The sequence below is a fragment of the Rossellomorea marisflavi genome, assembly GCF_009806575.1.
Taxonomy (GTDB): domain Bacteria; phylum Bacillota; class Bacilli; order Bacillales; family Bacillaceae_B; genus Rossellomorea; species Rossellomorea marisflavi_A.
In genome coordinates, this window is sequence record NZ_CP047095.1 from 260,453 (window position 1) to 287,150 (window position 26,698).

The window sequence follows — 26,698 nt, forward strand, 5'->3', positions numbered from 1 at the left end:
GGTGGAAATCCCTCAGCACAACGGGAGAGGTGACCTTATGAAGAAGCGATATTGGCTGCTGGCAGTGGGTATGTGTCTGTTACTGGTGGGGTGTTCTCAAGGGAAGGGGAACGGTTCATCAACGTTGACGTTGGAACCGTATGACCTGAGTGATAAGGAAGAAAAGGTGGTTGCCGCTACAGGGAGAGGTTCCATGTTCTTCTTTACCCTGGATGGAACCCTGGCAAAGGATATGGATCTTGAAAGGACCATAGAAGTGTATGAAAAAGGGAAGCTCGTAAGTGATGAGCCGTTCCAATACGACGAAGAAGCGAAAAAGTATAAACACTCCCTGAACTCCTTCGGCATGGAAAGCTCGGAAAAGGATCTGAAGATCTTTAATGGGAGCGAAAGCACCTTCATCACTATGGACGAAGACCCCATACCTGAAGAAAGTGGAAGCAGTGCATCCTCCTTGTTAACAGAAAAAGTGGAGCTCAAGAAAGATAAGCCTGTGTATATTTACGGAATGGCTATTTCTAAAAACAACGGGGATTCCGTAAGTATTGGATTGGAAGATGGGAAACCTGTCGGTGGCTTCAAAAAATCTGACAAGGCCTATATCTATAAAATCACCCTGGTGGACCGCAAATCTGAATAATTTTCAGAATAAAGATTATTTTATTAGAATAATAGGTTTTAAATCTTTTGACTGGTGGTACAAGAAAGATATATATCACATACAGGATTCGAGCGTTATCAACTTTCATGTAAAAGGGGAGTCTATTATGGATAATACTTTCGTCTACTCAAAAGAATATGCCAATCTTGGCGACATTATAGAATTTAAAAGGAAAAAGCACGTCCTGCAAGGCGTCGTGACGACCCTCAGGGAGAACACGGTGATCGTGCGCATGGATAAGGAGTCAGCGATGAAGCTTGACCTTCCCGATGATCAAACCGTGGTTGCCCATAAGAACTATGCCGTCATCGAGCGTGCTGAAAACGGCACGAATCCCGTCTTTGTCTACGATGGCTGGAACAGTGCGTTGAAGGCTTAAATAGTATATAAGAAAAATCCCCCGGCGCTAAAATGGGCGTCCGGGGGATTTTTGAGTTGTTCAGGTCATAAGGTGAAGCTTCCAGAAAGATGGTTGTGCAGGTGGTTCACCTTCGCCTCGGCTCACCGCCGTTTGGCGTAATCCCTGACCATTTCTTCCGTCACGGTCTTTCGCTGGGGGACGACGCCTTGTCTTGCAAGGGCGTTGATCTCCTGGGTGAAGTGGTTGATGCGGTCAGTGGTGAATGGCTTTCCGGCTTCGCATAATGTGAGGGCTTCTTCGATGGCCTGTTCCCTCGATTCATCAAGCTTCATGAACTCCTTCACGAGGCTGTGCTGTTTGCTTGAATGCTTTGTGATGTCCTTGTGTACGCTCATGCCCTCATCCCTCTTTCGATTGGTATATGTCTCATTATGCTTGTTTTTTTCTGCCATGGCAATGGCTACAGGATCGGGGAAAGGAGGCGGGATATGGACTCCTTGAATTTGATCATGAGCGGACGGCGATGGTAGTCCTCAAGGGTCAATTCCCTGCTCAGCTTCCGATCTTCCATGAAGGAGCGGCTGAGCTCCCGTGACAGTTTCCGGTCATACAGGAAGGCGTTCACTTCGAAATTCAGGCGGAAGCTCCTCACGTCGATATTGGCTGTGCCGACCGATGAAAGTTCATCATCCACGACGATCGTCTTCGCGTGGATGAAGCCGTTATCGTAAATGAAGATCCTGGCCCCGGCTTTCAATAATTCCCCCACATATGAGTAGGTCGCCCAGTAGACGAACATGTGGTCAGGCTTGTTCGGGATCATGATCCGGACGTCCTTCCCGGTCAGTGCAGCGATCCGAAGCGAATCGAGGAGGCTTTCATCCGGGATGAAATAGGGCGTCTGGATGTAGATCGAGTGCTTGGCCGATGAGATCATCTTCAAGTATCCGTTCTTGATCTGCTCCCATTCTGAATCAGGGCCGGAGGTGACGATCTGGATTCCCGTCGAGCCGCTGAAGGAAGCGGTCGGGAAGTATTTTCCTTCATATGAGATCTTCCTTGACTTTGTGGCCTGGTTCCAGTCCAGGATGAAGCGTGTCTGCATGGCGAGGGAGGCGCTGCCGATCACCCGGAGATGCGTGTCCCTCCAGTAGCCGAACTTCGGATCGAGACCGAGGTATTCATCGCCGACGTTGAAGCCTCCCACGTACCCCACTTTTCCGTCGATGATGACGAGTTTACGATGATTCCGGTAGTTGAGGCGCAGGTTTACAAATGGGATCTTCGACGGGAAGAAGACTGCGACTTCTCCACCCACTGCCGTCAGATGCCTGAAAAAACGGGGTCTCGTCCGTCTCGAACCCATCTCATCGTACAGGATCCGGACTTCAAGACCCTGTTTTGCCTTTTCGATGAGCTTCTCCACGATTTTTTTGCCGAGCTGATCTTTTTTGAAGATATAATATTGAATATGAATATGGCTCCTTGCCTGTTCGATGTCACGCAGGAGAGCTTCGAACTTCTCCTGACCGTCTGTATAGACCGTGACATCATTGTCCTGGGTCAGCAGGGCGTCGTTGTTGATGAGGTGCATATAGATGAGGTCCTGATGGGGAGAAATTTCTCTGTGCCTGAAAGGGAGGGAACGTTCCCTCAACGACCGGGTCTGTTCAATCAGGAGGTCCTCGATTCCGATCTTTTTGATTCCTTCCCAGTCGAAGAGGCGTTTCCTGGTCATGTTTTGTCCGAAAATCAAATAAAGGATGAAGCCGAGATAAGGAATATAAAAGAGAACCATGAGCCAAGCCCACGTCGCCCCGGCATTTCTCCGTTCAAGGAAGACGATGATGGAAGCGAGCACCAGGTTAAAGAAGAATAAAACCCCTAAGAGGATGGAAAGAATGTGCATGCTTTTTCTCCTTTTCAAACCAACTAATGGTAATATATTGTAGTGTACGAGTTATAGTATGTCCGGATCAGAAAGAAGGTGAACAGATGAAGTATGCTTTCATACGGACGATGCTGATGGCGGGTCTCTGGGCGTTTTGGATAACAGAAGCCTATACGGGTCTTGAATCCCTTATCACCCTCATCGTTCTGTCTGCCTTATCCATCGCACTGTTCTTCTTGGTGCCGTTGATGAAAATCCCCCAGATCAGCTATATGCTTCAGCTGCTTTTGGTGATGGTCGGAACCATCATCACCCATTATACACCACTCATCATGTGGGCCGTCGTGTTCCTGATCCACATGGAAGCTGCAGTCACACTAAGGAGGGATCAATTTCGGCAGAGTCTGTTTGCAACGGCCGCCTTCTTGATCGTGGTGGCGATTTATTCTTATCCTATCACCGATTATGAAATATGGATCATCGTGTTCTTTTTCCTCTTTTCTACTTATAAGGTAAATGAGGACCGACTGGAAAGCAAGGAGCAACGGAAGCTCTATGAACAGTTATTGGGAGAATACAGAAACTTGAAGCGCCTGCAATACGTGACGGAGCAACATTCCAAGGCCGAGGAGCGTACCAGGATCGCACGTGATATCCATGATTCTGTCGGTCACAAACTGACGGCCCTCCTCATGCAGATCGAGATGTTGTCGATCCAGAATGGGAAGGAAGGATATCGAGATCTTAAGCGTCTTGCCGTAGATAGCCTGGAAGAGACGAGGGAAGCAGTAAGAACACTGAAGGATGGGGAACTGTCGGGTATCCAATCCGTCCTCCAGCTTGTCAGGAAGCTAGAATCAGAGAGTCATATCCAGATCCAGCTCACTACCCGACAGGGGATCCTCTCCTCAAGGTTTACGAATGAACAGAATGTCGCCCTTTACAGAAGCATTCAGGAGGGCGTGACGAATGCCATGAGACATGCTCATGTAAGAGAAATACGCGTGACCCTCGGAAAGACGGCACAGGGGCACGCAAGCTTGGTCATCGTGAACAATGTGAAAGATCCGGTCCCGTTCAAACCGGGATTCGGCCTGACGAATATGAGGGAACGACTTGAGAAGATCGGGGGTCGGCTTGACGTCCAACAGACCGATCGTGAGTTCTCTTTGACTATATCATTTCCTATAGAGGAGGCGTAGCCAGATGAAAAGGATCATGATTGTAGAAGATCAGGGCATCGTCCGCCAGGGTCTGAAGATGATGATCGAGCAGGATCCCGCCTTTAAGGTGGTCGCTGAAGCCTCTAACGGAAGAGAGGCTTTGGAGAAGATGGACCTTCATGCTCTGGATCTGATCCTGATGGATATCAGGATGCCTGAGATGAACGGAATCGAAGCGACAAGGGCCATCAAAGCAGGTTGGCCCCAGGTGAAGGTCCTGATGCTCACAACCTTCAACGATGACGAATATGCCATGCAGGCGTTGAAGGAAGGGGCCAATGGATTCCTCCTGAAGACCTCGGACGGGGAGCAGCTCCTGCACTCTGTCCACAGCTGCCTGAATGGAGGGATGACGATTCACGATGAAGTGGCGGCGAAAGTGGTCCCCCGCCTTCTTTCCACCCGGAAGGAAACGCCACCGACCCATTCCCTCACGCCCAGGGAACTGTCCATTACGAAGCTTGTGGGTGAAGGGAAGACGAATAAGGAGATTGCCGATCAGCTTTTCTTATCGGTGGGTACAGTGAAAAATCACATCTCCCAGATCCTGCAGAAGCTGGAGCTGAGGGATCGAACCCAGCTCGCTATCTATGCAGTGCGGCATGATATTGCCTGAGGCCGGTTATCCGGTCTTTTTTTATGGAAAATATGACGGAGGTCATGGGTGGAGGGGGATGGTTGTGACAAAGGTAAGTGTAAGGTGCACCCTCCTTCCAATAAAATGAATGTATAAAGAAGGAGGCGGTTCACTATGTTGGAAGCCGTGGAGCTGACAAAACATTTCAAGAAGAATAAGGTCGTGGACGGATTGAACCTGTTCATCGAGAAGGGAGAAACGGTCGGATTGCTTGGTCCGAACGGAGCCGGGAAGTCCACGACGATCTCGATGATCTCGACCCTCATCTCACCGACCGATGGAGATGTGAGGTTGAAGAATGAGAGCGTCCTGAGAAATCCTCAGCCCCTCAGGGAAGTACTCGGTGTCGTCCCTCAGGAAATCGCCCTATACACGGACCTCACGGCAAAGGAGAACCTGGAATTCTTCGGGAGGATCAACCATCTGAAAGGGAGCCTCCTGAAGGAACGGGTGAACCAGGTGTTGGACCAGATCGGGCTGACCGAGCGGAAGAATGATATCGTCAAAACCTTCTCAGGAGGTATGAAAAGGCGGCTGAACATAGGTGTCGCCCTTCTCCATGAGCCGGAAATCCTCATCATGGATGAACCGACCGTCGGGATCGATCCCCAGTCAAGGAGCTATATCCTGGAGCAGGTCAAGAGACTCAATCAGGAGAAGGGCATGACCATCATCTATACGAGTCATTACATGGAGGAAGTGGAGTTCCTATGCGACCGGATCTATATCATGGATAAAGGCCATATCATCGCCTCGGGTACAAAAGAGGAGATCAAAAGCATCCTTTCTTCTGAATCCACGATTGTGATCAAACTGGAGAAGATGGTGCCTTCCTTCGCTGAAGGCCTCTCTGCCATCCCATCCGTCATGAACGTGACGTCTTCGGAGAAGGAAATCGTGATGGTGATCCCAAAAGAACAGAATCTGTTCAATCAGGTATTCCAGCTTGCTGAGGATACCGGTGCCGTGATCCTGTCCATTGATCGAAAAATACCGACGCTTGAGGATGTTTTCCTCCATTTGACCGGTCGGGCATTACGGGATTGAGGAGGAGTAGAAGATGACGATTCCATTTATCAAAAAACAATTGCTGCTGATGATCCGGAACCCCCAAGTCCTCCTCATCCTGTTGGGGATGCCCCTTCTGCTCATCACCATCCTGGGGTTTGCCCTGGGAGATCTGATGAACGGGGAGGAAGAGCCCATTGAAGCCAAGGTTGGTTTTGTTGTGGAAGGGAATCCCTCAGATGAACTCAAGCAATTCCAAAAAGAAGTAGATGAGAGCGAGATGCCGGCACAACAAAAAGAGGGCTTGAAAGCGGCAGCCGCCAAGGCCCTTCCCATCGACGCCCTGAAAAAGGATCTATTCGGTAGTAAAGAAGTGAAGAAGTTCATCCACCTGAAAGAGAAAAAAGCAGAAGATCTTGACCGGCTCAGGGATAACGATGATTATTCAGCCATCATCCATTTTTCAGAAGGTTATACCCTGACCATGCTGCGTCAGGCTTTCCTTGACGGAAGTGAAAGTCCGGATATCACAGTGATCAAAAATGAAGGGAGGCCGCTAACGGCTAACCTGGTAACCGATCTGCTCACGTCGTATCAAGAGCAATATACGCTTGCCCTGCAGGCAGGGAAAGCAGGGATCGATCCTGCTGCCATCATCCCTGATGATGCATCCTTCGGTTCCGTGGAGAAGCTCGAGGACCGTCAATCCCTTTCGTCCATGGCGTATTATGCAGTGGGGATGAGTGTCATGTTCGTCCTTTATATCGCGACGAATATGGGAAGCTTCGCCTTCATGGAGAAGGAAGATCGCGTGTTTGACCGTCTGATCTTCGCCGGAGTATCACCATTGAAGTATCTGTTGAGCGTATTGATCACCACGATCATCCTCGCGTTCCTCCAGATCAGTATCCTGTTCGGTGCGAGCGCGCTCATCTATGGAGTGAAATTCCCGGACATAGGCGTATTTCTTCTTGTGACTGTATGCATCTGCTTTGCCGTCGGCGGACTAGGGGCATTGATTACGGCCATATGCTATAAAGGCAACTCAGAGACGGTCGCGAGCTTTTTCTCCTCCATCGGAGTGGCAGTCCTCGCCTTCCTCGGTGGAAGCTTCGGTCCGCTTACGAGCGGCAAGCTCATGGGGATCCTCGCCGATCTGGTTCCGAATGGGGCCGCCATGACAGCGTATTTCAAAGTCTTTCAAGGATATGGGATCGGAGATGTCCTCCCGAATATATGGGCCATGCTCGGTTTCGGTCTCCTTGCCATCATTGTTGCCACGATTGTATTTCCTAAGGAAGGGGGGCACGCAGCATGAAGGGTCTGTTGTACGGGAAATTGAAAATGTTGATCAGGAAGCCTTGGCCGTTCCTGCTCACCACCATTGTCTGCCTGATGTTTGCTTTCTTTACCAGTCAGTCCGGCGCCAATGAAGTGACCGTGCCGTACTCGACTGAAGGGGGGAAGATGCTCCCAAAGCGATCATGGAGGAATTGAAGGCATCCGATTCAATCATCTTCCAGGAAATGTCGAAGGGTGACCTTAATGACCAAGTCAGTGAAGGGAAGAGCCCACTGGGCCTTGTACTTGGTGATGACGATTATACCATCATTGCTTCGGCCGATACCCCGAACGTTCCACAGGTCGATCAGATCGTGAGGAAGGCGTACATGAAGGTGGCACAACAGAAGGGATTGGAGGCTGTTGCTGCGGAGAAGGGAATCGGCTCGGATGAGGTACAGGGATGGTTCCGTGATGTCAAAGATGACCCGTCTTTCTCTCTAAATGAAACGACGTTCCGGAGCGACGGGGACTGGGTATACGATGTGAAGCTTCAGTCGCTATTCGGATTCTCCCTGTTTTTCGTGATTTATACGATCGCTTATAATGTAGCGACCATCATGCATGAGAAGCGTATGGGGATCTGGGACCGGATGATCCTGTCTCCCGTGAAGAAGTGGGAAATGTATACGGCGAATCTGTTATACAGCTTCATCCTGGGGTACGTACAGATCCTCCTTGTATTCATGGTGTTCCGGTACATCACCGATGTTAATTTCTACGGCCATTTCGCATGGGTGCTCGTATTGCTCATCCCATATGTCTTTGCAATCGTGGCATTATCCATCTTCATCACGGGGCTTGTGAAGAAATCCCAGCACTTCAATGCCGTGATTCCCATTGTTGCCGTGAGCATGGCCATGCTTGGTGGGGCTTACTGGCCGCTTGAGATCGTGAACTCCCCCGTGATGATCGCGATTTCCAAAGTCATCCCCATCACATATGGAATGGAGATCCTGAAGGGCATTACCGTCAATCAGCTCGGTCTGGGAGACATTCTTTACCCGGTATCGATCCTTCTCCTTATGGGAGTGTTATTCCTCGGTCTGGGGCTCAATTTCATGGAGAAAAGGCACGTATAGAGCCTAGAAGATTTTCCAGAATCCGAGTACGACCAGCAAGACGCTGGTGATGACTGTGATTCCGATCAGCATAAAGAAGAAATCAAGAACGCTGTCTACGAATACTTTCTTGCGGTTGGAACGTCTGAAATGGCGAACTTCCTTACGTGGTGTATGCGTATGGACGACTCGACTCATAGTGAGATTCCTCCTTTATGGTAGTAATGAGTTAATTCGAGGAATGAAGTGAAAATCCTTCCTTGTCTGAAGAATTATGCCGAAACCTGTTGAAGGAGGGGCAGGCAAAAAGGGTCATTACGATGCTGTTCCATGAGTGAGGATAAACCGGGCGCCGATTCGACGCCCGGTTTTTCATATGTCAGTGTTTCCATAGCGGGGAATGGTTCTTCGGGTGAACCCGTCACCGATCGATAGGCCGGAAGGAGAAAAAAGTTCAGCTCTATAGGATTATTGTTTCATTTTTGGGGAAAAAGAAAAGCAATTGAATAAAGGTGAAACTTTTTATAGCGTCGAACGTACAAATAGGTGAGTGATACATACAAGAGCTGTCGCTGTTGATTATGATCCTGCTTGTACGAAACCAACCTGGCCTAAGGCCAAAAAAGAGGTGAATAACGTGGTAAAGGAGAACGATCGCTTAAAACGAGTGATAACCAAATTGTCGAATGTCGGTGTCAATATCACCAAAACGAAATCAAGACGGGAAATCCTACAGTCACTGAAGCAGTATCAACCATTACCGAAGACGTTAACACAAGACTCTTAATGTCCATGGGTTGTACAGACATAATTCCCGGCCCTTCACGATATACTATGGAATAATGAAGAGGAGGGGATCCCATGGAGAGACTGATGTTCGATATGGCTACGCTGAAGGACATCAAGAAGAAAGCGGATGAACTGTCCTATTTTTGTCTGAGCAGGACCGATGAACCGGACACGGTGAAGTTGACCCAGGCGCTGGATCAAGTGAGCCGCGCGCTGTCGATGTTTGCAGAAGTTGAGCTCGATCTGATGAATGGCCGTTCGATTCCATTTGATCCCGAGAGCTACATCAGGGGCAGGCTCGGGCTGGCACACCGTTCATTGCTGTCTGTATCCGAATCACATACAGCCTAGGAAAGAGGTTGACCCAAGACGGGTAAACGCACTGACACATGAGTGAGGCTTTTGACTGTTAAATGAATACGCAGAACTCATTTGGCCTGTCCTTTAAGGATGACTATTCCTCATCGTTTTGGGTCAGCCTCTTTTTGGTTTCCGGAAACTTCGGCTGCATACCCTTATGAGAAGAAAGCAGGTGAGCGCCATGTACTCAGATATTCTATTGATATGCAACGGAAAGGCGGGCAGGGAAAACTGGAAGCACTGCTGAAGGACACCATTCCCCCGCTTTTGGATGTGTGCACGAATATAACGATCCACCCGACCAAAGATAAAGGCGACGCCGAGCGCTTCTGCCGGGAAAAAGGCCATTCATTCGACCTCGTCATCGTCCTTGGAGGGGACGGGACGGTCCATGAGGTCATCAACGGGCTCGCTGACCTTGAGGTGCGTCCTTTGACAGCCATCCTTCCTGGCGGGACATGCAATGATTTTGCCCGATCCCTTCATATCCCCATGAATATCAAGCAGGCTGTCCAGCTTATCGTCGAGCACCCTCTCCGGAAGAGTGTAGATCTCGTCAAAACGGACAGCCGATACTTCAGTAATTTCTGGGGAACCGGATTGATTTCACAGACGAGCGATAACATCGACGTCGGATCAAAAGGTGTCCTCGGGAAGCTGAGTTATTATATCAGTGCCTTTCAATCCATCCAGGATGCCCCGGTTCTGAAGGTGAAAGTGAGGACCGACGAAGAGGAATTCGAAGAAGATGTGGTGATGGTCCTGGCCGCCAATGGGAAATCCATCGGTGCGAATGCCCTGCCACAGTCCATCAGTCTGGACGACGGACTCCTCGACCTTTATCTTGTGAAAAGGAGCGGCTTCCCGCTTCTGAAGGAATTCTTCTTGATGAAGGGGACCGGCGATGTGAGCCACACGTTCGAAGATATCCGGCATATCCGTACATCGAGTTTGGAGGTCGAGCTCTCCGATGAAGAGAAGTTCGATATGGACGGGGAATTGTATGACGGTAAGCGTCAGACGATGAAGGTGCTTCAAGGTCATATGGATTTTATCGTAGGCGTTGAAAGATAAAAGGAAAGAGGCCGTACCCTGGGGTGCCCAGGATACGGCCTCTTTATTTTCATTGTACGGACGTTCTTCTTTTTTTGATCAAGACGTATCCGACATACAGGATGACGAGAACGGCCCCTACAACGAAACTGAGCATGGCGAAGTTTTGTTCAATAAATGGCTTTGCCTTCTCACCGAGTGTTATGATGATGATCGCTTCGAGGAAGAAACGGAATCCGCGACCGATGATGGACCAGATGACCAACACGCGGATCCGGATGCCGGAAACTCCTGCGAAGATGGTGAAAATCTTATAAGGAACGGGAGTGAGTCCTGCAATAAGGATGGCCATCGGGCCGAATTTATTGAAGTAGTCCTCCACTTTTTGTATGCGTTCTTCTTTGAATAAATAGACCAGTACCGGTCGACCGAGCTTCTTTCCGATCCACCATCCGAAAAGGGCTCCGATAACGGAAGCGACTGTCGTATAAAGGGCATATAACAATGCGCTATCCGGGTTGGCAATCGACATGGGGATAAGAAGGACATCAGGGGGAATCGGGAAGAAGGATGAGTCTGCGAAAGACACCAGGATCAATCCCCATACACCATAATCCATTAACCACGTTTCAAACATATGTATCCATTCAGACATATTCAATGAGTCTCCTTGTTCAATAAGTGTCGGCTCACGCACTGGCAAGCAGCAATGCAGGTCGACCGAATATTCTTTCAATCGACACAGTGTACATGCCCTGCAGGATAGGACTTCTGAAAGTATACCATGATTACAGGGAAGAGTCATCGGACCCTTCGTTACAGTTTCGTGAAATCAATCGATTCCTGTCGCTATTTCCCGAGAAATATCCGACAGGAATCGATATTACATTTCTGATGGTGCTGATATGCCCAAGATGCGCAGTCCTTCCGTCAGGACGATGGATACCGCAGCTACGAGGCTCACGCGTGATGCCTGATCTCCATCGCCGGAAAGAATCTTTGATTTCCCATAGTAGCGGTTGAAGTGCTGAGCCGTTTCAATCAAGTATTTCGCCAGGATCGACGGGGAATAGTGAGTCCAGGCACGGGCGATCACGTCTGGGAACAACCGCAGCTGCTTGATGACTTCCCAGCTTTCTTCATCAGCAAGGCCTGTGAACTCTCCAGCCTTCACATCGGATTTTCTCAGGATTGAGTGGGCCCTTGCGTTGGTATATTGGATATACGGTCCGGTCTCGCCTTCGAATGTGAGCATATGCTGGAGCGAAAATTCTATGTCATTCATTCGGTCATTCTTCAGGTCATGGAAGATGACGGCCCCGACACCGACTGCATTGGCCACCCGTTTTGCATCCGGCAGATGGGGGTTCTTGCTTTCAATGTTTTGTTGGGACAGGGCGATTGCCTCTTTCAGTACTTCCTCGAGGAGGATGACCCGGCCTTTCCTCGTGGACATTTTCTTCCCATCCTTCAGGTAGAGGCCGAAGGGGATATGTTTCATATGGTCGGCCCATTCGTAGCCCATCTGTGCCAGTACGTTTTTCACCTGCTTAAAGTGGACGGTCTGTTCCTGCCCCACGATATAGAGGGCCTCATCGAATCCATACTCCCGCTGGCGGTATAGGGCGGCAGCGAGATCACGGGTGGCATATAAGGTAGCGCCATCCGACTTTTTAATCAGGCAGGGTGGAAGGCTTGTGTCATCGGTCATCCAGACCACCTGGGCACCATCGGATTCAGTCAGTAATCCTTTTTCGGACAGGAGTTCGACCACTTCATCCATCTTGTCGTTGAAGAAGGCTTCCCCGTTATACGAATCGAACTCCACTCCAAGAAGGGTATAGATCTCCTTGAACGCATCCAGTGATTCATCCTTGAACCATCTCCAAAGAGAAACCATTTCCGTATCGCCGTCTTCAAGGAGTTTGAAAGCTTTCCTGCCTTCCTCGTCCAAGGAAGGATCGTTTTCTGCTTCTTCATGGAATCGCTTATAGAGGGTGAAGAGCTCCGCAATAGGGTTCTGTTTCACTTTTTCCTCGCTTCCCCATTTTTTGTACGCAACCATCAGCTTACCGAACTGGGTGCCCCAATCCCCGACATAGTTAATTTTGACCGTATCAAATCCGCATTTTTCACCGATGCCGGCAATGGCGTTTCCGATAACTGTGGAACGGAGATGCCCCATGGAGAAAGGCTTGGCGATATTGGGGGAAGAAAGATCCAGGACGACGGTGCGATCATTCCCGAACGACTGGGTTCCGTATTCCTGCTGTTGATCAAGGATGGTGGAGACAATCTGCTTGCCGGCTTTGACCGGGTCGAATTTGACATTCACATAAGGACCTGCTGCTTCGACCGAAGCGAAATAAGGGGATCCGATCTTTCCAGCAAACTCAGCAGCTATTGCCTGCGGCGCCTTCTTCAGTTCCTTGGCAAGGCCAAAGCAGGGGAAGGCTGCGTCGCCCATATGAGAGAACTTTGGCGTCTCGATCAAGGTATAAAGCTCTTCTTTGTTCCAATGCGGTACAACCTGTTCATGCAGTGCGTCTGCGAAAATCATCTTTAAATCCATCTTCATCCACCTCCAGATAAAATAAAAAAACCCGCCTCTATAGAACATAGAGACGAGTTTGAACTCGCGGTACCACTCTGATTCCCTCCAACAAGGGCTCTCATTGCATAACGGGGGGATTCCCCGGCCGTAAAACGGCATCTCAAAAGTGCGGTTCATCCCGTGCTTCCCACCAGGCTCCCACCATCCCCGGCTCGCTTTGTTCCACAATGGGATTACTCTCTTCATCATCGACGGTTTGTCATATAATTAACTATATTTTACACATTTTGATGGAGAATGCAACTCCTGATCAGGAATTATCCGATGAAAACATATACGATCGGTGATGGAACTTCATGCTGAATATGAGGCCGAGTGCAAGCATATTCCCCATGAGCGAGCTTCCTCCATACGAGATCAACGGAAGCGGGATCCCGGTGATCGGAAGGAGCTGGATCGTCATTCCGATATTCTGGAATACGTGGAAGGTGATCATGCTGATGACACCTGCACACACATACGCATTATATGGCTCTTTCGTATCAAGGGCGGTCTTGGTCAAGTGGTAGATCAGGATGAAGAAGAGACTGATCACGACGCTTGCCCCGACAAAGCCGAAACGCTCGGCGATCCCGCTGAAGATGAAGTCGGTGTGGGCTTCCGGGATATAGACTTCACTGCCGTTGAATCCCTTCCCGTAAATCTGACCCGATCCGACCGCGTTCAGGGATTTGATCAAGTGGAATCCTTCTTCCCTTGTGTAGTTATACGGATCGAGCCACGAATAGATCCGTCCGAATTGGTACTTGTCCACACCGAGATATTTTTCAAGGAAATCCGGTGCATAGAGAACAAGGGAGAAGATGGTCCCGCCGATGACGGCAATGCTGCCGTAGATCGGCACGATGATCTTCCACGTTATTCCCGAAACGAGGATGATCCCGGTGACGATGGCAATGAACACGAGAGCGGTCCCGAGGTCATCGGTGATGATGAGGGCCAGTGGCCCAAGGGCCGTCAATCCAATTTTCGCAAGAAGCATGAAGTCGGACTGTACGGTCTTTACCTGGTTTTGCTCATGGTGGTTCGTGATCACCCGTGCAAGGGCGAGGATCAGGAAGGTTTTGACGAACTCTGAAGGCTGGATCAGGATCGATTCCGAGATTTTATACCAGCTGTGTGCACCGTTCCGGTAAGGGACGATGCTTTCAGGCATGACCCTGAGACCGAGAAGGAGCACGATCCCGATTCCATATGCGTACCAGGCGAGTCGCTTGTACTGGTCCGAGTCGAAGAAAAGGGCTCCTGTAATGATCACGCCCCCCACCACATACCAGAAAGCCTGGCGGATGACGAAGTTCTGGGTATACTGTCCTGAAGTTTGGGCGCTGCTTATACTGATGGCACTGACAATAAAAAATAACATGAGGATGAAAAGCAATCCCCAATCGATTCGATCAGCGAGACGCTGGCGGTTTTCCATAATCATTTCACCTGTACTTCTAAAGATTTCACATATCTTAGTCTAATAGAAAGAGAGGAAAATTTCTACTCTCTATCTACGGCTTTCCGTTTGCGATGGATGGGAGAAGGGGGAGGCTGTAAGCGATTGGTAAAGAAAAAGCCGTCAGTGGAAGGGTTCCACGGATCGGCTTTTACGTTTCTATACCATTTATTACATTATTGTGAAAGAGCTTTGTCTGTCTGCACGAGTGGTGCAGGCTCCCCGGTCGTTTCCGTGATCGAGTGGAGCTTCGTCACTTCGACGGATTTGATCTGGTGGTCTTCCATCGTCTGGATGTAGAACTCAAAGTCGGCGTACGAGATGCTGTCTCCTTGTTGTGCGTCGTAATTATGCGTCAGGATCCAGCCGCCGAGGGTATCGACATCATCTTCGGTCACGTCGATGCCGAGGATATCCTTCAGTTCGCTGACAAGGACCTTTCCATCGAGGATGAAATGGTTGTCCTTGATTTTCCGAATCTGTGGTGTCTCATCCATATCGAATTCATCCCGGATCTCCCCGACGATCTCTTCGACGATGTCCTCGATGGTGACAAGTCCGGATGTCCCGCCGTATTCATCGAGAAGGATGGCAACGTAGGTCTGTTCCTTCTGCATCCTGAGGAGCAGGACGTGGATCGGAATCGTCTCGAGGACTTGTATGATCGGTCTTACGTACGATCCGAGCGGTCTGAGCTCCGTATCCTTGTGGAGGAGGTCGGTGAAGACTTCCTTCACATTGATGAATCCGGTGATATGGTCCTTATCGCCGTCAGTGATGGGATAACGGGTGAACTTCTCCTCCTGCACAAGCTCGAGGAGTGTATCGATGGGATCATCAGCGGATAAGGTCACGATTTCGGTGCGCGGGACCATGATTTCTTTCGCTGAGCGTTCGTTGAATTCGAAGATGTTGTTCACATATTTGAATTCGGACTGATTGATTTCTCCGCTTTTATAGCTTTCCGATACAATCAGGCGAAGTTCTTCTTCCGAGTGGGCCCCGTCATGCTCGGATGCGGCCTTCAGGCCGAACATCCTCGTCACGACCCGGGCAGAGCCGTTCAATACCCAGATGAAAGGGTACAAAATCCTGTAGAAGGTGATAAGTGGACGGGCGAATAACAAGGCCAGTGATTCCGCTTTTTGAATGGCAACGGTCTTCGGGGCCAGCTCTCCGACGACGACGTGCAGGAACGTCATGAGAGTGAAGGCGATCCCGACGGATATTCCGTGGGAAAGGGCCTCGGACGCAGCTATTTTCGATAGTAAAGGTTCCAAAATACCAGCGATGGCAGGTTCTCCGATCCAACCGAGCCCCAGAGCGGTCACGGTTATACCGAGCTGGCATGCGGAGAGGTACTCATCCAGATTTGTAATGATTTTCTTAGCAGCTATGGCATTTCGATTACCTTCCTCGACCAGTTGCTCGATTTGTGATTTTCTTACCTTCACGATCGCAAACTCCGAAGCTACGAAAAAAGCTGTTAAACCGATCAAAATCGCGACAAGCACCAAACTGTATATGTCCAAATAATTTTCCTTATCCCGTCAGACGGGTAAGGAGTCACCTCCTGTTGGTTATCAGTGATAACCGGATAAGTTTAAGTTAAAATCATTATAAGAATAACTACTTTCAGCGTCAAATTCTAAATAGGAAGAGATTTAATAATAAACTATGTCAAAAGCTAACCAATATGATGGTTATTTTCCGATTTTCGCACGTTCGCTTTCCTTCCGATGTAGCCTTTCCTATTATATTACTATATTCGACAATTCTATACTGCTTTTGTCATCATTTTGAAATGAAATAGAAAAGAGCAAGAGGGGAAAAAATTTGATAAAATAGGAAGTATTAATCATGCATCGTGTCACCACTTGGAGGGAACGTTTTTGAAGGCTAATAATGTAGTGAAAGATATCATCTATGTCCATCAAAATGCGGATCAGCAATTCGTTGTGTCTTATGGGATCCATTTCAATGAATTTGTCATGAACGCTCATCATCCGTTACAGAACCTGCTCCTGATCAAGCATCAGTATGAGCATGGAGGGTTCAACATACATACCCATATGGAATATGTGGAGCAGGGTGATATGAAGAAGCTCATGAATGATCATGTACAGACGTACGGTGATTTCTGCTGGATCGATTTCGAGGAGGAAGTCGGGGTCGATGAGCTGAACGGCCAGGAGATCGCGGAGCTGCTCTATATGGGACATATCAAGCAACCTCTCAATCTTCCTTTCTACTCCAAGCTGAACAACCGCTTTGCGTACCTTACTCACGATGACGGCTGGTTCAATAAAGTATTTTACAGGGATTTCGAAGACTTTTACCATCTTCTTGGGGAAACGATCACGTCGAAGTTGAAAACCTCCAAAGCCGGGAAGGGTCTCTTCGGCATGAAGAAGGAAAAAGACTTTCCCGCCATCGGGAAGGATGTCATCCGTTCACTCCGTGACAAGCTCAAAGAAGGAGTCGTCATCTCCCTTGAAAAGGCCATCCTCGCCAGGGGCAAGATCGAGATCCCGTTCTGGGTGATGGGGGACTATTTCGATATGGATGAGATGGGGGAAGACTACAAGCAGATCAGAAAGGCGCCGGCCAACGGCCTTCTTTCCTTCGACCGGAAAACGAAGAGCTGGAGCGCGCTCCTGAAATGAGGGAGGAGCCGGGCATGACGTCACTGAAGATCGGGGAAGGGCTCGTTGAAGCCACTTTCCGTTCCCGACCGAACCGGTTCATCCTCCACTGCGAGCTGCCAGGGGGCTCGGTGGAAAAGGTTCATCTGCCTGACCCGGGAAGACTGACGGGGATCCTTGTCCCAGGGCGCAGCATTTGGCTCCTGCCGGCAAAGGATCCTGCGCGGAAGACGAAATGGTCGGCCGTCATGGTCCGCGATCCCGACAGCGGTGCCTATATCTCCCTGAATACACAGCTTCCCAACACATTGATCCGGGAGGCCTTCATGAACGGTGCCCTGGATGAATTCTCTGATTGGGCATTCGAACGGGCTGAATACCGCATCGGTCATTCCCGCTATGACTTCCTTCTTCGACACAAGAAGGAGGACGCTTCCCTTTTGGTCGAGGTGAAAAGCGTCACCATGGCAGATGGACGTGCAGGTAGATTCCCCGATGCGGTGACGGCCAGGGGGGCGAGACACGTAGAAGGGCTCGCGGCTCTGCAGGGAGAGTACGAGACCGCCGTTTTGTTCGTCGCCCAGCGGGGGGACATCGATTCGATCACCTCGGCGCCTGAGATCGATCCGTATTTCGCCAAGGTCATGGAGGAAGCGGCACAGAAAGGCGTCCGTTTTTATGGACGCGTATGTGAAGTGACTCCGACCCATTTGACACTGGGAAGGAAGATTCCAGTGGATACCACGATATAAAAAGGATTCCCCGCCACCGGCGGAGAATCCTTTTTTCTATGGAAGCTCGATTTCTTCCGTTACTTTATACTCGTCCGCCCCTTTGGCTGTCAGCCAGGCGCTCAGTGTGTACGTGCCTGCTGGAAGATCCGGAAGCTTGATTTCCTGTGCGAGTGCATCACCGGGAGCGATGGTTTTTTCCCGGATGGCCTGGGTGTACATCTTGTTCTCGGAATCCTTGTAAACGACCTTGCCGTCGGCGTCCTTCAGTTCGAAATCAATCGTCTGCCCCGAGGTGAAGGTGAAGGTCATTTCTTTGTCGGTCTCGTTTTTGACACTGTATTCATACGTCGAATCTTTCTTCGTTATGGCGGCTTTCATTGCCCCGTCCTCCATTCCATTGTGTTCAACATGATTTCCGTTCTCTTGATCTCCATCTTTCACTTCGTCCGTACCGCAGCCTGCCAGGACCACCCCTGTCAGTATGAATGGGATGAGTTTCTTCATCATTTGACACCTCTCTCAGGTAGAAGTGGCGTTTACGCCCGCATGGTCACCTCCCCGCCCTGAAATACGCAGGGAAAGGTTTCCGAAACCAGATTATAGGGGATTGATTTACATACATAATAACACGCAATTCCGGTAAAGGGAGGAACAAGATGAAAAGATATGCATTTGTGATTATGGTCTCATTGATCCTGGCGTCGTGCGGGACCAAAACAGGTGAAACAAAGCTCCCCGACGATTGGAATGAAATCGTCAGTCAGGCGGAAGGCTCCAAGGTCAACCTCTTTATGTGGGGAGGGGATGAGGCCGTCAATCACTACATCGATGACGTGGTGGCTCCCGGATTGAAGAAGGAATACGGCATCTCATTGAAACGTGTCCCGATGGACACCCCGGAAATCCTGCAGAAGCTTCAAACGGAAAAACGGGCGGGAAAAAAGGACGGGTCCATGGACATCGTGTGGATGAACGGGGAGAACTTCAAGAATGCGAAGGAAAATGATCTTCTGTCCGGACCGATCACGGACCGTCTTCCGAATTTGACTTCATACTATAACGAAAAGGATTTCGAAAATGACTTCGGAACGCCTACGGAAGGATATGAGGCACCGTGGGGGAAGGTTCAGTTCGTCTTCTTCTACAATTCTGACAAGATAGACAGCCCGCCGCGGACGGTGGACGAGCTGAAATCGTTCGTGAAGGAGCACCCAGGGAAATTCACCTACCCTGATCCGACGGACTTCACGGGGAATGCCTTCATCCGTCATCTCCTCAACGCGAACTCGGACCAACCCATCGAAAAGGCCGGGGAAGATATAGAAGAAGCAGGAGGGAAGGTCTGGGATGACCTGAATGAAATGAAAGGTGATCTGTGGAGGGATGGGAAGACATACCCGAAGGAGCTGACGGATCTCGATCGTCTATTCGGCCAGGAGGAGGTATGGATATCCATGGGATACAACGAAGCAAGGGCGGAATCACTTGTGAAGAAGGGAATCTATCCTGAAGGGACCAAACCGTTCCTCCTTGAAGATGCGGGCTCGATCGGGAATACACATTTCCTTTCAGTGCCGTTCAATTCCCCGAATCAGGCGGGAGCCCTCGTCGCCATCGACTATATGCTTTCCCCCGAAATGCAGCTGGAAAAGATGCAGCCGGACGGGTGGGGTGACAGCACCCCGATCTCCATGGATAAGCTTGAAGACGGGATGAGGAAGAAGTTCGAAGAGCTCGACAGGGGCGATACGGTTCCCGATCCTGCTCTATTGGAGGAGGCCTATATAGGGGAGATGGACGCCTCCTATGTGGAATGGGTAAAGGAGCACTGGGTTCGTGAAGTGGCGGAAACGGACTGAGGGGCTGTTCCTTGTGCCAAGCATCCTTTTCCTGATGATCTTCGGACTGGGCATGCTCATGGCATTCATGGAGAGCCTCATGGATGACGGGACGGCGACGATGGGCTATTATATGGAATTATTCAGGAAGGAACGCTTCATGCGTTCCGTCCTATACAGCGTCTGGATCACGGCCGTGTCCACGGTCCTTTCCCTCGTCATCGGCCTCCTCTTCGTCCGGGTGTTCAAGGAAAAGCTGAAGGGCGGAACAGGGCGCCTCCTTGTATGGATCCCCATGCTGTTCCCCCATTTCGTATGGGCCTATCTTGTGTTCCTGCTTTTGAATCAAAGCGGATTCCTGTCCAACCTCTTGGGTGTCAGTGGTCTGATGGCCGAACGGACGGATTTTCCCGTCCTCGTGCAGGATCCGGGCGGGATCGGGATCATTGTCACATATGTTTGGAAAGAGGTGCCGTTCGTCATCTTGATGCTTCTGCCGGTCTATGCCTCTCTTTCTAAAGGGTACAGGGAAGCGGCTACCCTTCTTGGTGCCAACCCCGTTCGCATGTTCACCACGGCAGAGTGGCCCTTCATCAAGCCGGCCCTTATCGAGACGGGTGCCATCCTGTTTGCGTTTATCTTCACAGCGTTCGAGGTCCCTCAGCTCCTTGGGGTCACGTCGCCACAAATGATCGCTGTCCTTACATACGAATGGTTCTACAGCGGAGCGTGGACGGATCGTCCCTTTGCATTCGCCGCCCTGCTCCTGGCGGGGGCGCTGTCGGGATGAGCATGTGGCTCCTGACCCACTCCATGAATAAAGAGAGGCTCAGGATCGCCAGTGGAGGGAGGGGCGGATGAAACAAATCGGATTCTATTCGGCCACCCTCCTGTTCTTCTTGTTTCCCGTCTGCTTTTTCATCTATAAAAGTTTCTTCGGGATCTGGAGATGGGGAGAGGCATTCCCTGTAGATCCCGACGCGAGGGCGTGGAAGGTAATCGCTGGGGAAGGAGAGCTCCTTTCGGCCGTGGTGGTGTCCGTCGGGATCGCCGTAATGGTACTCATACTGAACCTCTTGATCGGGTTGACCGCAGGGAAAGCGTTCGCCCTCCATCGGTTCAGGGGGAAGGTCATCCTGGAAAGCATGCTGATGATGCCTCTGTTCCTTCCGGCATTAGTCGTCGCCGCCGGTCTCCAGCTCGTCTTCATCCGTCTTGGACTTGCCGATACGTGGCTTGGTGTCGCCGTTGTGCATTTGATCCCCACGGTCCCTTATAGCATCAAACTCTTCAAATCCGCCTATGAGGGGATCGGGACGGAATTGATCGAGCAGTCCATGCTCCTCGGGGGAGGCGCTATGGACAGGTTCCGACATATCGAACTGCCCCAGCTCATCCCTGCCATGAACAGTGTCCTGTTCCTGACCGTCGTGATCAGCCTTGGCCAATACGTGCTTACGGCCATCATCGGCGGGGGCAGCGTCGTCACGCTGGCCATGATCTATTACCCGTTCACCCGCACGGCGGATGAGTCGGTCATGTCGGCCTTCTCCCTTATGTTCATGATGATCCCCTTGATCACATACCTCATCTCGGTGATGGTGTTGAAGCTCTTCATCCCTTACCGTCCGTCAAAGAAAAGGAGGGGGAATGAAACCCCATGGAACTGAAGGAATTGCACAAGAAGTATAAAAAGCGATCGATCCTTTCGGGGGTCTCACTCCGTATGGAAGAGGGAGAAATCGTCTCCCTTGTCGGTTTATCAGGGTCGGGGAAATCCACTCTCCTCCGCATCATATCCGGGCTGGAGTCACCCGATGCCGGTTCGATCCATCTGGCGGGAAAAGACGTCACATCCATGAAACCGAAAGACCGGCCAGTCGGTATGGTCTTCCAAAAACCACTCCTATTCCCGCATATGACGGTTCTTGAAAATGTCCTGTATGGGCTCAAAATGAAAGGATACAGGAAGAGCGAGGCGAAGAAGGAAGCGGATGGATTCATCGAAATGGCGGGCCTTTCAGAGGTGCTGGATCATTATCCGTCCGAGCTGTCGGGAGGTCAGATGCAGCGCGTATCACTTATCCGATCCCTGATCCTCCGCCCGAAGCTCCTCCTGCTGGACGAACCGTTCGCCAGTCTGGATCATACCCGGAGGATGGAAATCCGTGCGTGGGTCAAAGACGTGATCAAGGAAGTGGGCACCACGGCGCTATTCGTGACACATGACCGGGATGAAGCGAGCGAAATGGGCGACCGGATCGCCGTCCTTGAATCGGGGCGCATCTCCCAGATCGGAACGCCGGAGCATGTTTATCACCATCCTGCCACTCCGTTCATCGCCGGTCTCATGAGTGACGGTATCCACCTCGGGAATGAGCGGTTCGTCCACCGGGAACACTTATCGACAGAGAGACACCATCCGGATGATTTACAATGGGTGGGATTGATACGGGAGAAAAAGTATAGGATGGGACATCATATGTATTCCATCCATATTGAAGAGCTTCAGCAGTCGGTCGTCCTGGAGGTGGCTGACGGTGATCAGGGTGGGCCGGTCACGATCACGGCTTCAGAAAAAAACATTCAAACGTTTGATTGAGAGGGAAGGGAGGGAAAAGGATGAAGAAGAAGGAATGGTTGAAGATCGCCCTTGTGCTCGCAGTCATCCTGTTTTTGATCTGGTTCAGCCGTCATGTGTTCAGTGTGAACCCGATCGCCATCAGGGATTGGATCACCTCCTTCGGGATCTGGGCACCCCTGGTGTTCATTGTGGCCTATACCATAAGGCCTCTCATCCTCTTCCCGGCATCGATCCTGTCGTTCGGGGCCGGTCTTGCATTCGGTCCCCTGGAAGGTTTCGTGTACATCGTGGCCGGTGCAATCGGAGGGGCGACCGTAGCGTTCTTTGCCGCCACCCTGCTCGGGGACCGGATCCTGAAGAATCCCTCTGAACGCATGAGGAGGATTCGCGGGCGGATGGAGGAGAACGGATTCATCTACATCCTTGTGATGCGCCTCGTCCCGTTCCTGAACTTCGATTTGGTCAGTTATCTGGCCGGCATGGCGAAGGTGAGGTATGGTCCGTTCATCCTGGCGACGGCCATCGGGATCCTGCCGGGCACATTCGGATATGTCTATCTGGGTTCGAGTCTTGTCCAGGACGATAAAAGTCATATTTACATAGCCATCTTCGTGTTTGTCCTTGTGGCGGCGGTACCTTTCCTTTTCAGGAAGAAGCTCAAGAACTGGCTCGGGTTATCTAAAAGGCGGTAGGAGGAAGGAACATGCTGGATACACATGCGAGAAAATGGGTGCAGCCGGGCATCGAGACGACCGCCCGTTCATTTTTGAAGGCCGGGTTCACTCCAAATGGGGTGACGGTAGCGGCGTTCATCATCGGAGGAGGGACGGGAATCGTTTATTATACCGGATTCCCCATCCTGGCTGTCCTGCTTCTGTGGGTATCGGGATTTTTGGATGCAGTCGACGGCTCCATGGCAAGGCTCACAAAGCCTTCACCGTTCGGGACCGTCATGGATGTCACATTCGATCGCATCGTCGAGATTTCCGTGATCCTTGGCGTTGCCGCGGTACATCCCGAAGCCGTCTGGCCACTCCTCCTTCTCAGTGTTTCGATCATCATTTCGATGACGATCTTCCTGACCGTCGGTGCCGTCTCTGAGAAAGAAGGAGGGAAATCGTTTTATTACCAGGCGGGTCTGGCTGAAAGGACAGAAGGTTTCATCCTCTTCAGCCTGATGATGCTGTTCCCGTCGATTGTCGTTTGGACGACCCTTCTATTTGTTGCAGTGGAATTGTACACGGGCTTTCAGCGGTTTGCAGAAGCAAAGCGACTACTTTCATAATGGAGTGATAGAGATGGAGAAGTATGATGTGATGGTGATCGGTGGAGGATCAGCGGGATTGACGGTCGCGTCGGGCGCGGCGTCACTTGGTGCGCGTGTCGCCCTCATCGAACAGAGCGGGCGCCTCGGAGGTGACTGCCTCCACTTCGGATGCGTCCCGTCCAAGGCGTTCATCCAGGCGGCTAAGGAAGTCTCCATAGCACGGAAGGCCGCTTCGTTCGGATTTGACGTGAGCGGAGCAGTCGATATGTCGGCGGTGAAGAAACGTGTCGAAGAAGCAGTGGCGAGCATCCAACAGCATGATGATCCTGAGCGGTTCACAGAGCTGGGGGTGGACATCTATTTCGGGCGTGCAGAATTCGTCACCCCGAACGCCCTCCTGATAGAAGGGGAGGATTACGTCTACGGAAAAAGCATTGTCATCGCTACGGGATCGAGTCCTCTCATCCCGGACATCCCCGGCTTGGAAGATGTGAGCTATCACACGAATGAATCGGTGTTGGATCTTGAGCAACTTCCGGAAAAAGCCATCTTCATAGGGGGAGGACCGATCAGCCTCGAGATCGCCCAGGCTTTCAGCCGTCTCGGTTCTGACGTGACGGTGGTCGAAAAGGCCTCATCCATCCTTTCCAAAGAAGATCGGGATATTCAGGAAGTTGCCATTGAAGTCCTACAGGAAGATGTGAGGATCGTGACGGACGCCGACATCCAGAAGGTGACCAAAGACGGGAACGGACTTTCACTCCACTGTACGGTTGACGGGAAGGATCTCCACATCAACGGCGACATGCTCTTCGTCGGGACGGGGAGGAAGCCCAATTCTGAAGCCCTCAATGTGGACAAAGCAGGTGTGGAGACGGATCAGAAGGGCTTCATTCCTGCCGGTGACGATCTGAGGACGAATGTGTCCCACATCTTCTCCATCGGTGATGCGAACGGTCGCTATTTCTTCACGCATGCGGCAGGGATGGAAGGGAAGCAGGTGGTGCAGAATGCCGTCTTCGGCCTGAAGGGGAAGGTAAACTACGATCAGCTACCTTGGGTGACGTACACTTCACCCGAGATCTTCCATGCGGGAATGACGGAGGAAGAAGCAAAGGAATCGGGTATCAAATACAAGGTGTACCAAACGACCCTTGATGAAGTCGACCGTTTCGTGGCAGATCATCAAACCCGCGGCCTCGTGAAGATTCTTACGGATTGGAAAGGGAAGATCCTCGGGGCGCATGCCGTCGGGGAAGGAGCGGGGGATTGGATGCAGCCAGTCCTATACGCCATGGCGAAGAACAATGGTATCGGCTCCCTTTCGAATATGACCTATCCATATCCGAATCATGCAGCAGCCGTACAGCAGACAGCGGATCTATTCTGGCGGGAGAAACTTTTTGACGGACCGGTTCCGGCCGTGACGAAGAAGCTGATCGAGTATAAAAGATAAAGCCATTAAAAAAACAGGACGACCAGGCATGGAAAGTAGACCCTTTCCCTGGGCGTCCTGTTTTATTTTTCATGGAAGGTGTATTTCTCCATGAATGACCGGTCCAATCTCTCCTTGAGTTTCCTTGTCCATCTGCCCTGGACCGCGAATGATCCGTAAAGGAGGAACCCGTGTCCATTACCCGTCGACAGGATCGACAGATATCGGCTTCGCGGTTGAAAGGCATGGAGTTTCCTGCCTGTTAGAAACCGGTTCAGATTATCCCACAGGACGGGTCCCTGGCGGACAGCCGTGACCCGTTTTTGGGGAGTTCGGGGAAATTTTCCAGTGTTCCGCAGTCGCCGACAGCGAAGAGATCCGGAAATGAGATGGACTGAAGATGGGCGTTCGTCAGCATGAATCCCTTCTCATCCGTAGGGATCAGACTGCTGACAAACAGGCCTTGTGCCGCCGCTCCGCCGAGGAACATCACTTCGTCAAAGGGGATGTGACGGCCCCGGTCGGTCACGATGGTCCCTTCCTGAAGCTGTTCGGCTTTTCCTCTCACGGTGGAAATACCCCGGCGAGCGAGAAGCGATGCCATACTCCTGGATGCAAGGACTCCGGTCCCGTGGAGCAATGGGGATGAATGAACGACTGTGATGGAATCACCGGGATCCCCGTTTTTTTCTTTCCAGGCGCGTAAGGAGAGCGCGAGTTCGCATGCCGCCGCTCCGCCTCCGATGAAGACCGTGTTCCTGCTGCGGTACAGTCTTTCGACCTGGGAAGGGAAGTGGTGATTCGGTTTGATTTTAAGATTGACTCCCGATAGACCGGGAATGTCCGGATCCTCATTCCGGGAGCCGATATCAAAGGAAGCTGCGTCATAGGAATACAGATCCCCCGTATCTGTCAGCAGCTGCTTTTGGATGGGATCGACGGAGAGTACGGAAGCTTCGACGAAATCGCATTGTGCTTTCCGGCACAGGACCTCAAGGTCGACCCGGATTTCCTCCTCGCTATATATGCCTTCTACGAATCCCGAAAACATCCCGCTGTAATACTGGTGGCGCGAAGGAGAGATGAGGATCCATCGGTCGGCCGTTTTTTCCTTGGACCGTTCCAGGAGGCAATGGAGGTGACTGTGACCGCCTCCTGCTAGAATGACGGTCTTCATTTCCGATCCTCCCATTCTTCCCTGGTGATGCCCATTCGGATCGAGTCGTAATACACGCCTTCATGATAGCGGCATTTCCTCATCCTGCCCTCGAGGATCATGCCGATTTTCTCGGCGGTACGCATCATGCGTTCATTACCCGACCAGGTGGTGATGCCCACCCTGCCGATGTCTTTGGTGGCAAAAAGGTGCTCCACCCACTGGGCGAGTGCGTCCGTACCATACCCGCCGTTCCAGTAGCGCGGATCGTAAATGCCGATTCCGGCCTCCAGCCACCTTGTCGGTTCATATTCCCAGTAAAAGCTCACTGTCCCGATGATGACCCCGTCACATTCAATGATGCGCTGATGCTCGAGGAATCGGTCCGGATCTGCAACATAGGAAGCTTCGTACTCGTCCAATGACATGTTGACATGAGGGAAATAGGGAGCGTCCCATTTTTTCCACTCGGGGGAGGGGTCGCGGTATAACAGGTTCCATAAGGCGGGTAGATCTTCTTTTTCAATCGGGCGAAGCTGTGTTTTCACATCGTTTCCTCCAGTCTCTTTCTTGATGACTTCCATTATACCGAAGTT

Annotated in this window: 30 protein-coding genes; 20 read left to right on the plus strand and 10 right to left on the minus strand. The window is 51.0% G+C overall.

The window, feature by feature from the left end:
• The first annotated feature begins 37 nt into the window (after positions 1–37).
• Entirely contained in the window at positions 38–640 is a 603-nt protein-coding gene (locus D5E69_RS01410; protein WP_063191094.1) for a hypothetical protein, read from the plus strand.
• A gap of 127 nt (positions 641–767) precedes the next feature.
• A complete protein-coding gene (locus tag D5E69_RS01415) occupies positions 768–1,040 on the plus strand; it encodes a DUF2187 family protein (RefSeq protein ID WP_048007262.1) in 273 nt (90 codons plus the stop codon).
• A gap of 122 nt (positions 1,041–1,162) precedes the next feature.
• Here D5E69_RS01415 and D5E69_RS01420 read toward each other — a convergent pair whose 3' ends face one another.
• Entirely contained in the window at positions 1,163–1,417 is a 255-nt protein-coding gene (locus D5E69_RS01420; protein WP_048007261.1) for a YpbS family protein, read from the minus strand.
• Positions 1,418–1,482: 65 nt separating this feature from the next.
• Positions 1,483–2,931 carry a cardiolipin synthase gene (cls, locus tag D5E69_RS01425; RefSeq protein ID WP_048007260.1) on the minus strand — a complete coding sequence of 483 codons (1,449 nt, stop codon included), beginning with the start codon at positions 2,929–2,931 and terminating at the stop codon, positions 1,483–1,485.
• An 86-nt stretch (positions 2,932–3,017) separates the two neighbouring features.
• On the opposite strand from cls, the gene D5E69_RS01430 reads away from it, so the two are divergent.
• From D5E69_RS01430 to D5E69_RS01455, 6 genes are all read left to right on the plus strand, one after another.
• Positions 3,018–4,115 (plus strand): sensor histidine kinase, encoded by a 1,098-nt coding sequence (locus tag D5E69_RS01430; protein ID WP_048007259.1) that lies wholly within the window; start codon positions 3,018–3,020, stop codon positions 4,113–4,115.
• Positions 4,116–4,119: 4 nt separating this feature from the next.
• On the plus strand, positions 4,120–4,752 hold the full coding sequence (locus tag D5E69_RS01435; RefSeq protein ID WP_048007258.1) for a response regulator: 633 nt from the start codon (positions 4,120–4,122) through the stop codon (positions 4,750–4,752).
• Between the two features lie 135 nt (positions 4,753–4,887).
• Complete coding sequence (locus D5E69_RS01440) at positions 4,888–5,820, plus strand: ABC transporter ATP-binding protein (RefSeq protein ID WP_048007257.1); 933 nt, start codon at positions 4,888–4,890, stop codon at positions 5,818–5,820.
• Between the two features lie 13 nt (positions 5,821–5,833).
• Complete coding sequence (locus D5E69_RS01445) at positions 5,834–7,099, plus strand: ABC transporter permease (RefSeq protein WP_048007256.1); 1,266 nt, start codon at positions 5,834–5,836, stop codon at positions 7,097–7,099.
• Positions 7,096–7,278, plus strand: a complete 183-nt coding sequence (locus D5E69_RS01450; protein WP_159129114.1) for a hypothetical protein — start codon at positions 7,096–7,098, stop codon at positions 7,276–7,278. The genes D5E69_RS01445 and D5E69_RS01450 overlap by 4 nt, the downstream gene beginning before the upstream one ends.
• On the plus strand, positions 7,266–8,204 hold the full coding sequence (locus D5E69_RS01455) for an ABC transporter permease (RefSeq protein WP_159129115.1): 939 nt from the start codon (positions 7,266–7,268) through the stop codon (positions 8,202–8,204). Before D5E69_RS01450 ends, D5E69_RS01455 begins: the two co-directional genes overlap by 13 nt.
• Positions 8,205–8,207: 3 nt before the next feature.
• On the opposite strand, the gene D5E69_RS01460 is transcribed toward D5E69_RS01455, so the two are convergent.
• Positions 8,208–8,381: a hypothetical protein gene (locus D5E69_RS01460; protein ID WP_156183343.1), complete on the minus strand. Its 174-nt coding sequence runs from the start codon at positions 8,379–8,381 to the stop codon at positions 8,208–8,210.
• 439 nt (positions 8,382–8,820) lie between these two features.
• Here D5E69_RS01460 and D5E69_RS23520 point away from each other — a divergent pair, with 439 nt between their 5' ends.
• The 3 genes from D5E69_RS23520 to D5E69_RS01470 all read left to right on the plus strand — a co-directional run bounded on the left by D5E69_RS23520 (position 8,821) and on the right by D5E69_RS01470 (position 10,406).
• Positions 8,821–8,970 carry an Lmo0850 family protein gene (locus tag D5E69_RS23520; RefSeq protein ID WP_258523275.1) on the plus strand — a complete coding sequence of 50 codons (150 nt, stop codon included), beginning with the start codon at positions 8,821–8,823 and terminating at the stop codon, positions 8,968–8,970.
• Positions 8,971–9,044: 74 nt separating this feature from the next.
• Positions 9,045–9,323 carry a hypothetical protein gene (locus tag D5E69_RS01465; RefSeq protein WP_231579140.1) on the plus strand — a complete coding sequence of 93 codons (279 nt, stop codon included), beginning with the start codon at positions 9,045–9,047 and terminating at the stop codon, positions 9,321–9,323.
• A 213-nt stretch (positions 9,324–9,536) separates the two neighbouring features.
• Positions 9,537–10,406: a diacylglycerol/lipid kinase family protein gene (locus tag D5E69_RS01470; RefSeq protein WP_159129116.1), complete on the plus strand. Its 870-nt coding sequence runs from the start codon at positions 9,537–9,539 to the stop codon at positions 10,404–10,406.
• Positions 10,407–10,455: 49 nt separating this feature from the next.
• Here the strand turns inward: D5E69_RS01470 and D5E69_RS01475 are convergent, their stop codons facing one another.
• From D5E69_RS01475 to D5E69_RS01490, 4 genes are all read right to left on the minus strand, one after another.
• Positions 10,456–11,040, minus strand: coding sequence for a YqaA family protein (locus D5E69_RS01475; protein ID WP_048007253.1), 585 nt, complete (start codon positions 11,038–11,040; stop codon positions 10,456–10,458).
• Between the two features lie 228 nt (positions 11,041–11,268).
• A complete protein-coding gene (argS, locus tag D5E69_RS01480) occupies positions 11,269–12,957 on the minus strand; it encodes an arginine--tRNA ligase (RefSeq protein WP_048007252.1) in 1,689 nt (562 codons plus the stop codon).
• A gap of 292 nt (positions 12,958–13,249) precedes the next feature.
• Positions 13,250–14,422 (minus strand): FtsW/RodA/SpoVE family cell cycle protein, encoded by a 1,173-nt coding sequence (locus D5E69_RS01485; RefSeq protein WP_048007251.1) that lies wholly within the window; start codon positions 14,420–14,422, stop codon positions 13,250–13,252.
• 197 nt (positions 14,423–14,619) lie between these two features.
• On the minus strand, positions 14,620–15,975 hold the full coding sequence (locus D5E69_RS01490; RefSeq protein WP_048007250.1) for a hemolysin family protein: 1,356 nt from the start codon (positions 15,973–15,975) through the stop codon (positions 14,620–14,622).
• A 360-nt stretch (positions 15,976–16,335) separates the two neighbouring features.
• Here D5E69_RS01490 and D5E69_RS01495 point away from each other — a divergent pair, with 360 nt between their 5' ends.
• Together D5E69_RS01495 and sfsA are read left to right on the plus strand one after the other, a co-directional pair.
• Positions 16,336–17,109: a hypothetical protein gene (locus D5E69_RS01495; RefSeq protein WP_048007249.1), complete on the plus strand. Its 774-nt coding sequence runs from the start codon at positions 16,336–16,338 to the stop codon at positions 17,107–17,109.
• Between the two features lie 14 nt (positions 17,110–17,123).
• Complete coding sequence (sfsA, locus tag D5E69_RS01500) at positions 17,124–17,840, plus strand: DNA/RNA nuclease SfsA (RefSeq protein ID WP_053072093.1); 717 nt, start codon at positions 17,124–17,126, stop codon at positions 17,838–17,840.
• A gap of 36 nt (positions 17,841–17,876) precedes the next feature.
• Here the strand turns inward: sfsA and D5E69_RS01505 are convergent, their stop codons facing one another.
• Complete coding sequence (locus tag D5E69_RS01505; protein WP_048007247.1) at positions 17,877–18,329, minus strand: BsuPI-related putative proteinase inhibitor; 453 nt, start codon at positions 18,327–18,329, stop codon at positions 17,877–17,879.
• Positions 18,330–18,478: 149 nt separating this feature from the next.
• Between D5E69_RS01505 and D5E69_RS01510 the strand changes: the two genes are divergently transcribed.
• From D5E69_RS01510 to D5E69_RS01540, 7 genes are all read left to right on the plus strand, one after another.
• Positions 18,479–19,681, plus strand: coding sequence for an ABC transporter substrate-binding protein (locus D5E69_RS01510; RefSeq protein WP_048007246.1), 1,203 nt, complete (start codon positions 18,479–18,481; stop codon positions 19,679–19,681).
• A complete protein-coding gene (locus D5E69_RS01515) occupies positions 19,659–20,450 on the plus strand; it encodes an ABC transporter permease (RefSeq protein ID WP_159129117.1) in 792 nt (263 codons plus the stop codon). The genes D5E69_RS01510 and D5E69_RS01515 overlap by 23 nt, the downstream gene beginning before the upstream one ends.
• A 67-nt stretch (positions 20,451–20,517) precedes the next feature.
• On the plus strand, positions 20,518–21,330 hold the full coding sequence (locus D5E69_RS01520; protein WP_159129118.1) for an ABC transporter permease: 813 nt from the start codon (positions 20,518–20,520) through the stop codon (positions 21,328–21,330).
• Entirely contained in the window at positions 21,321–22,262 is a 942-nt protein-coding gene (locus tag D5E69_RS01525; RefSeq protein WP_053072095.1) for an ABC transporter ATP-binding protein, read from the plus strand. Before D5E69_RS01520 ends, D5E69_RS01525 begins: the two co-directional genes overlap by 10 nt.
• A gap of 20 nt (positions 22,263–22,282) precedes the next feature.
• Entirely contained in the window at positions 22,283–22,936 is a 654-nt protein-coding gene (locus D5E69_RS01530; RefSeq protein ID WP_159129119.1) for a TVP38/TMEM64 family protein, read from the plus strand.
• Between the two features lie 11 nt (positions 22,937–22,947).
• Positions 22,948–23,529 (plus strand): CDP-alcohol phosphatidyltransferase family protein, encoded by a 582-nt coding sequence (locus D5E69_RS01535; RefSeq protein ID WP_048007243.1) that lies wholly within the window; start codon positions 22,948–22,950, stop codon positions 23,527–23,529.
• A gap of 13 nt (positions 23,530–23,542) precedes the next feature.
• Positions 23,543–24,967, plus strand: a complete 1,425-nt coding sequence (locus D5E69_RS01540; RefSeq protein WP_159129120.1) for a dihydrolipoyl dehydrogenase family protein — start codon at positions 23,543–23,545, stop codon at positions 24,965–24,967.
• Between the two features lie 253 nt (positions 24,968–25,220).
• Here D5E69_RS01540 and D5E69_RS01545 read toward each other — a convergent pair whose 3' ends face one another.
• The gene (locus D5E69_RS01545) at positions 25,221–26,123 is read right to left on the minus strand and encodes an NAD(P)/FAD-dependent oxidoreductase (protein ID WP_159129121.1); all 903 of its coding nucleotides are present in this window, start codon (positions 26,121–26,123) and stop codon (positions 25,221–25,223) included.
• Positions 26,120–26,686, minus strand: coding sequence for a GNAT family N-acetyltransferase (locus D5E69_RS01550; protein WP_048007336.1), 567 nt, complete (start codon positions 26,684–26,686; stop codon positions 26,120–26,122). Before D5E69_RS01550 ends, D5E69_RS01545 begins: the two co-directional genes overlap by 4 nt.
• Between the last annotated feature and the right edge of the window lie 12 nt (positions 26,687–26,698).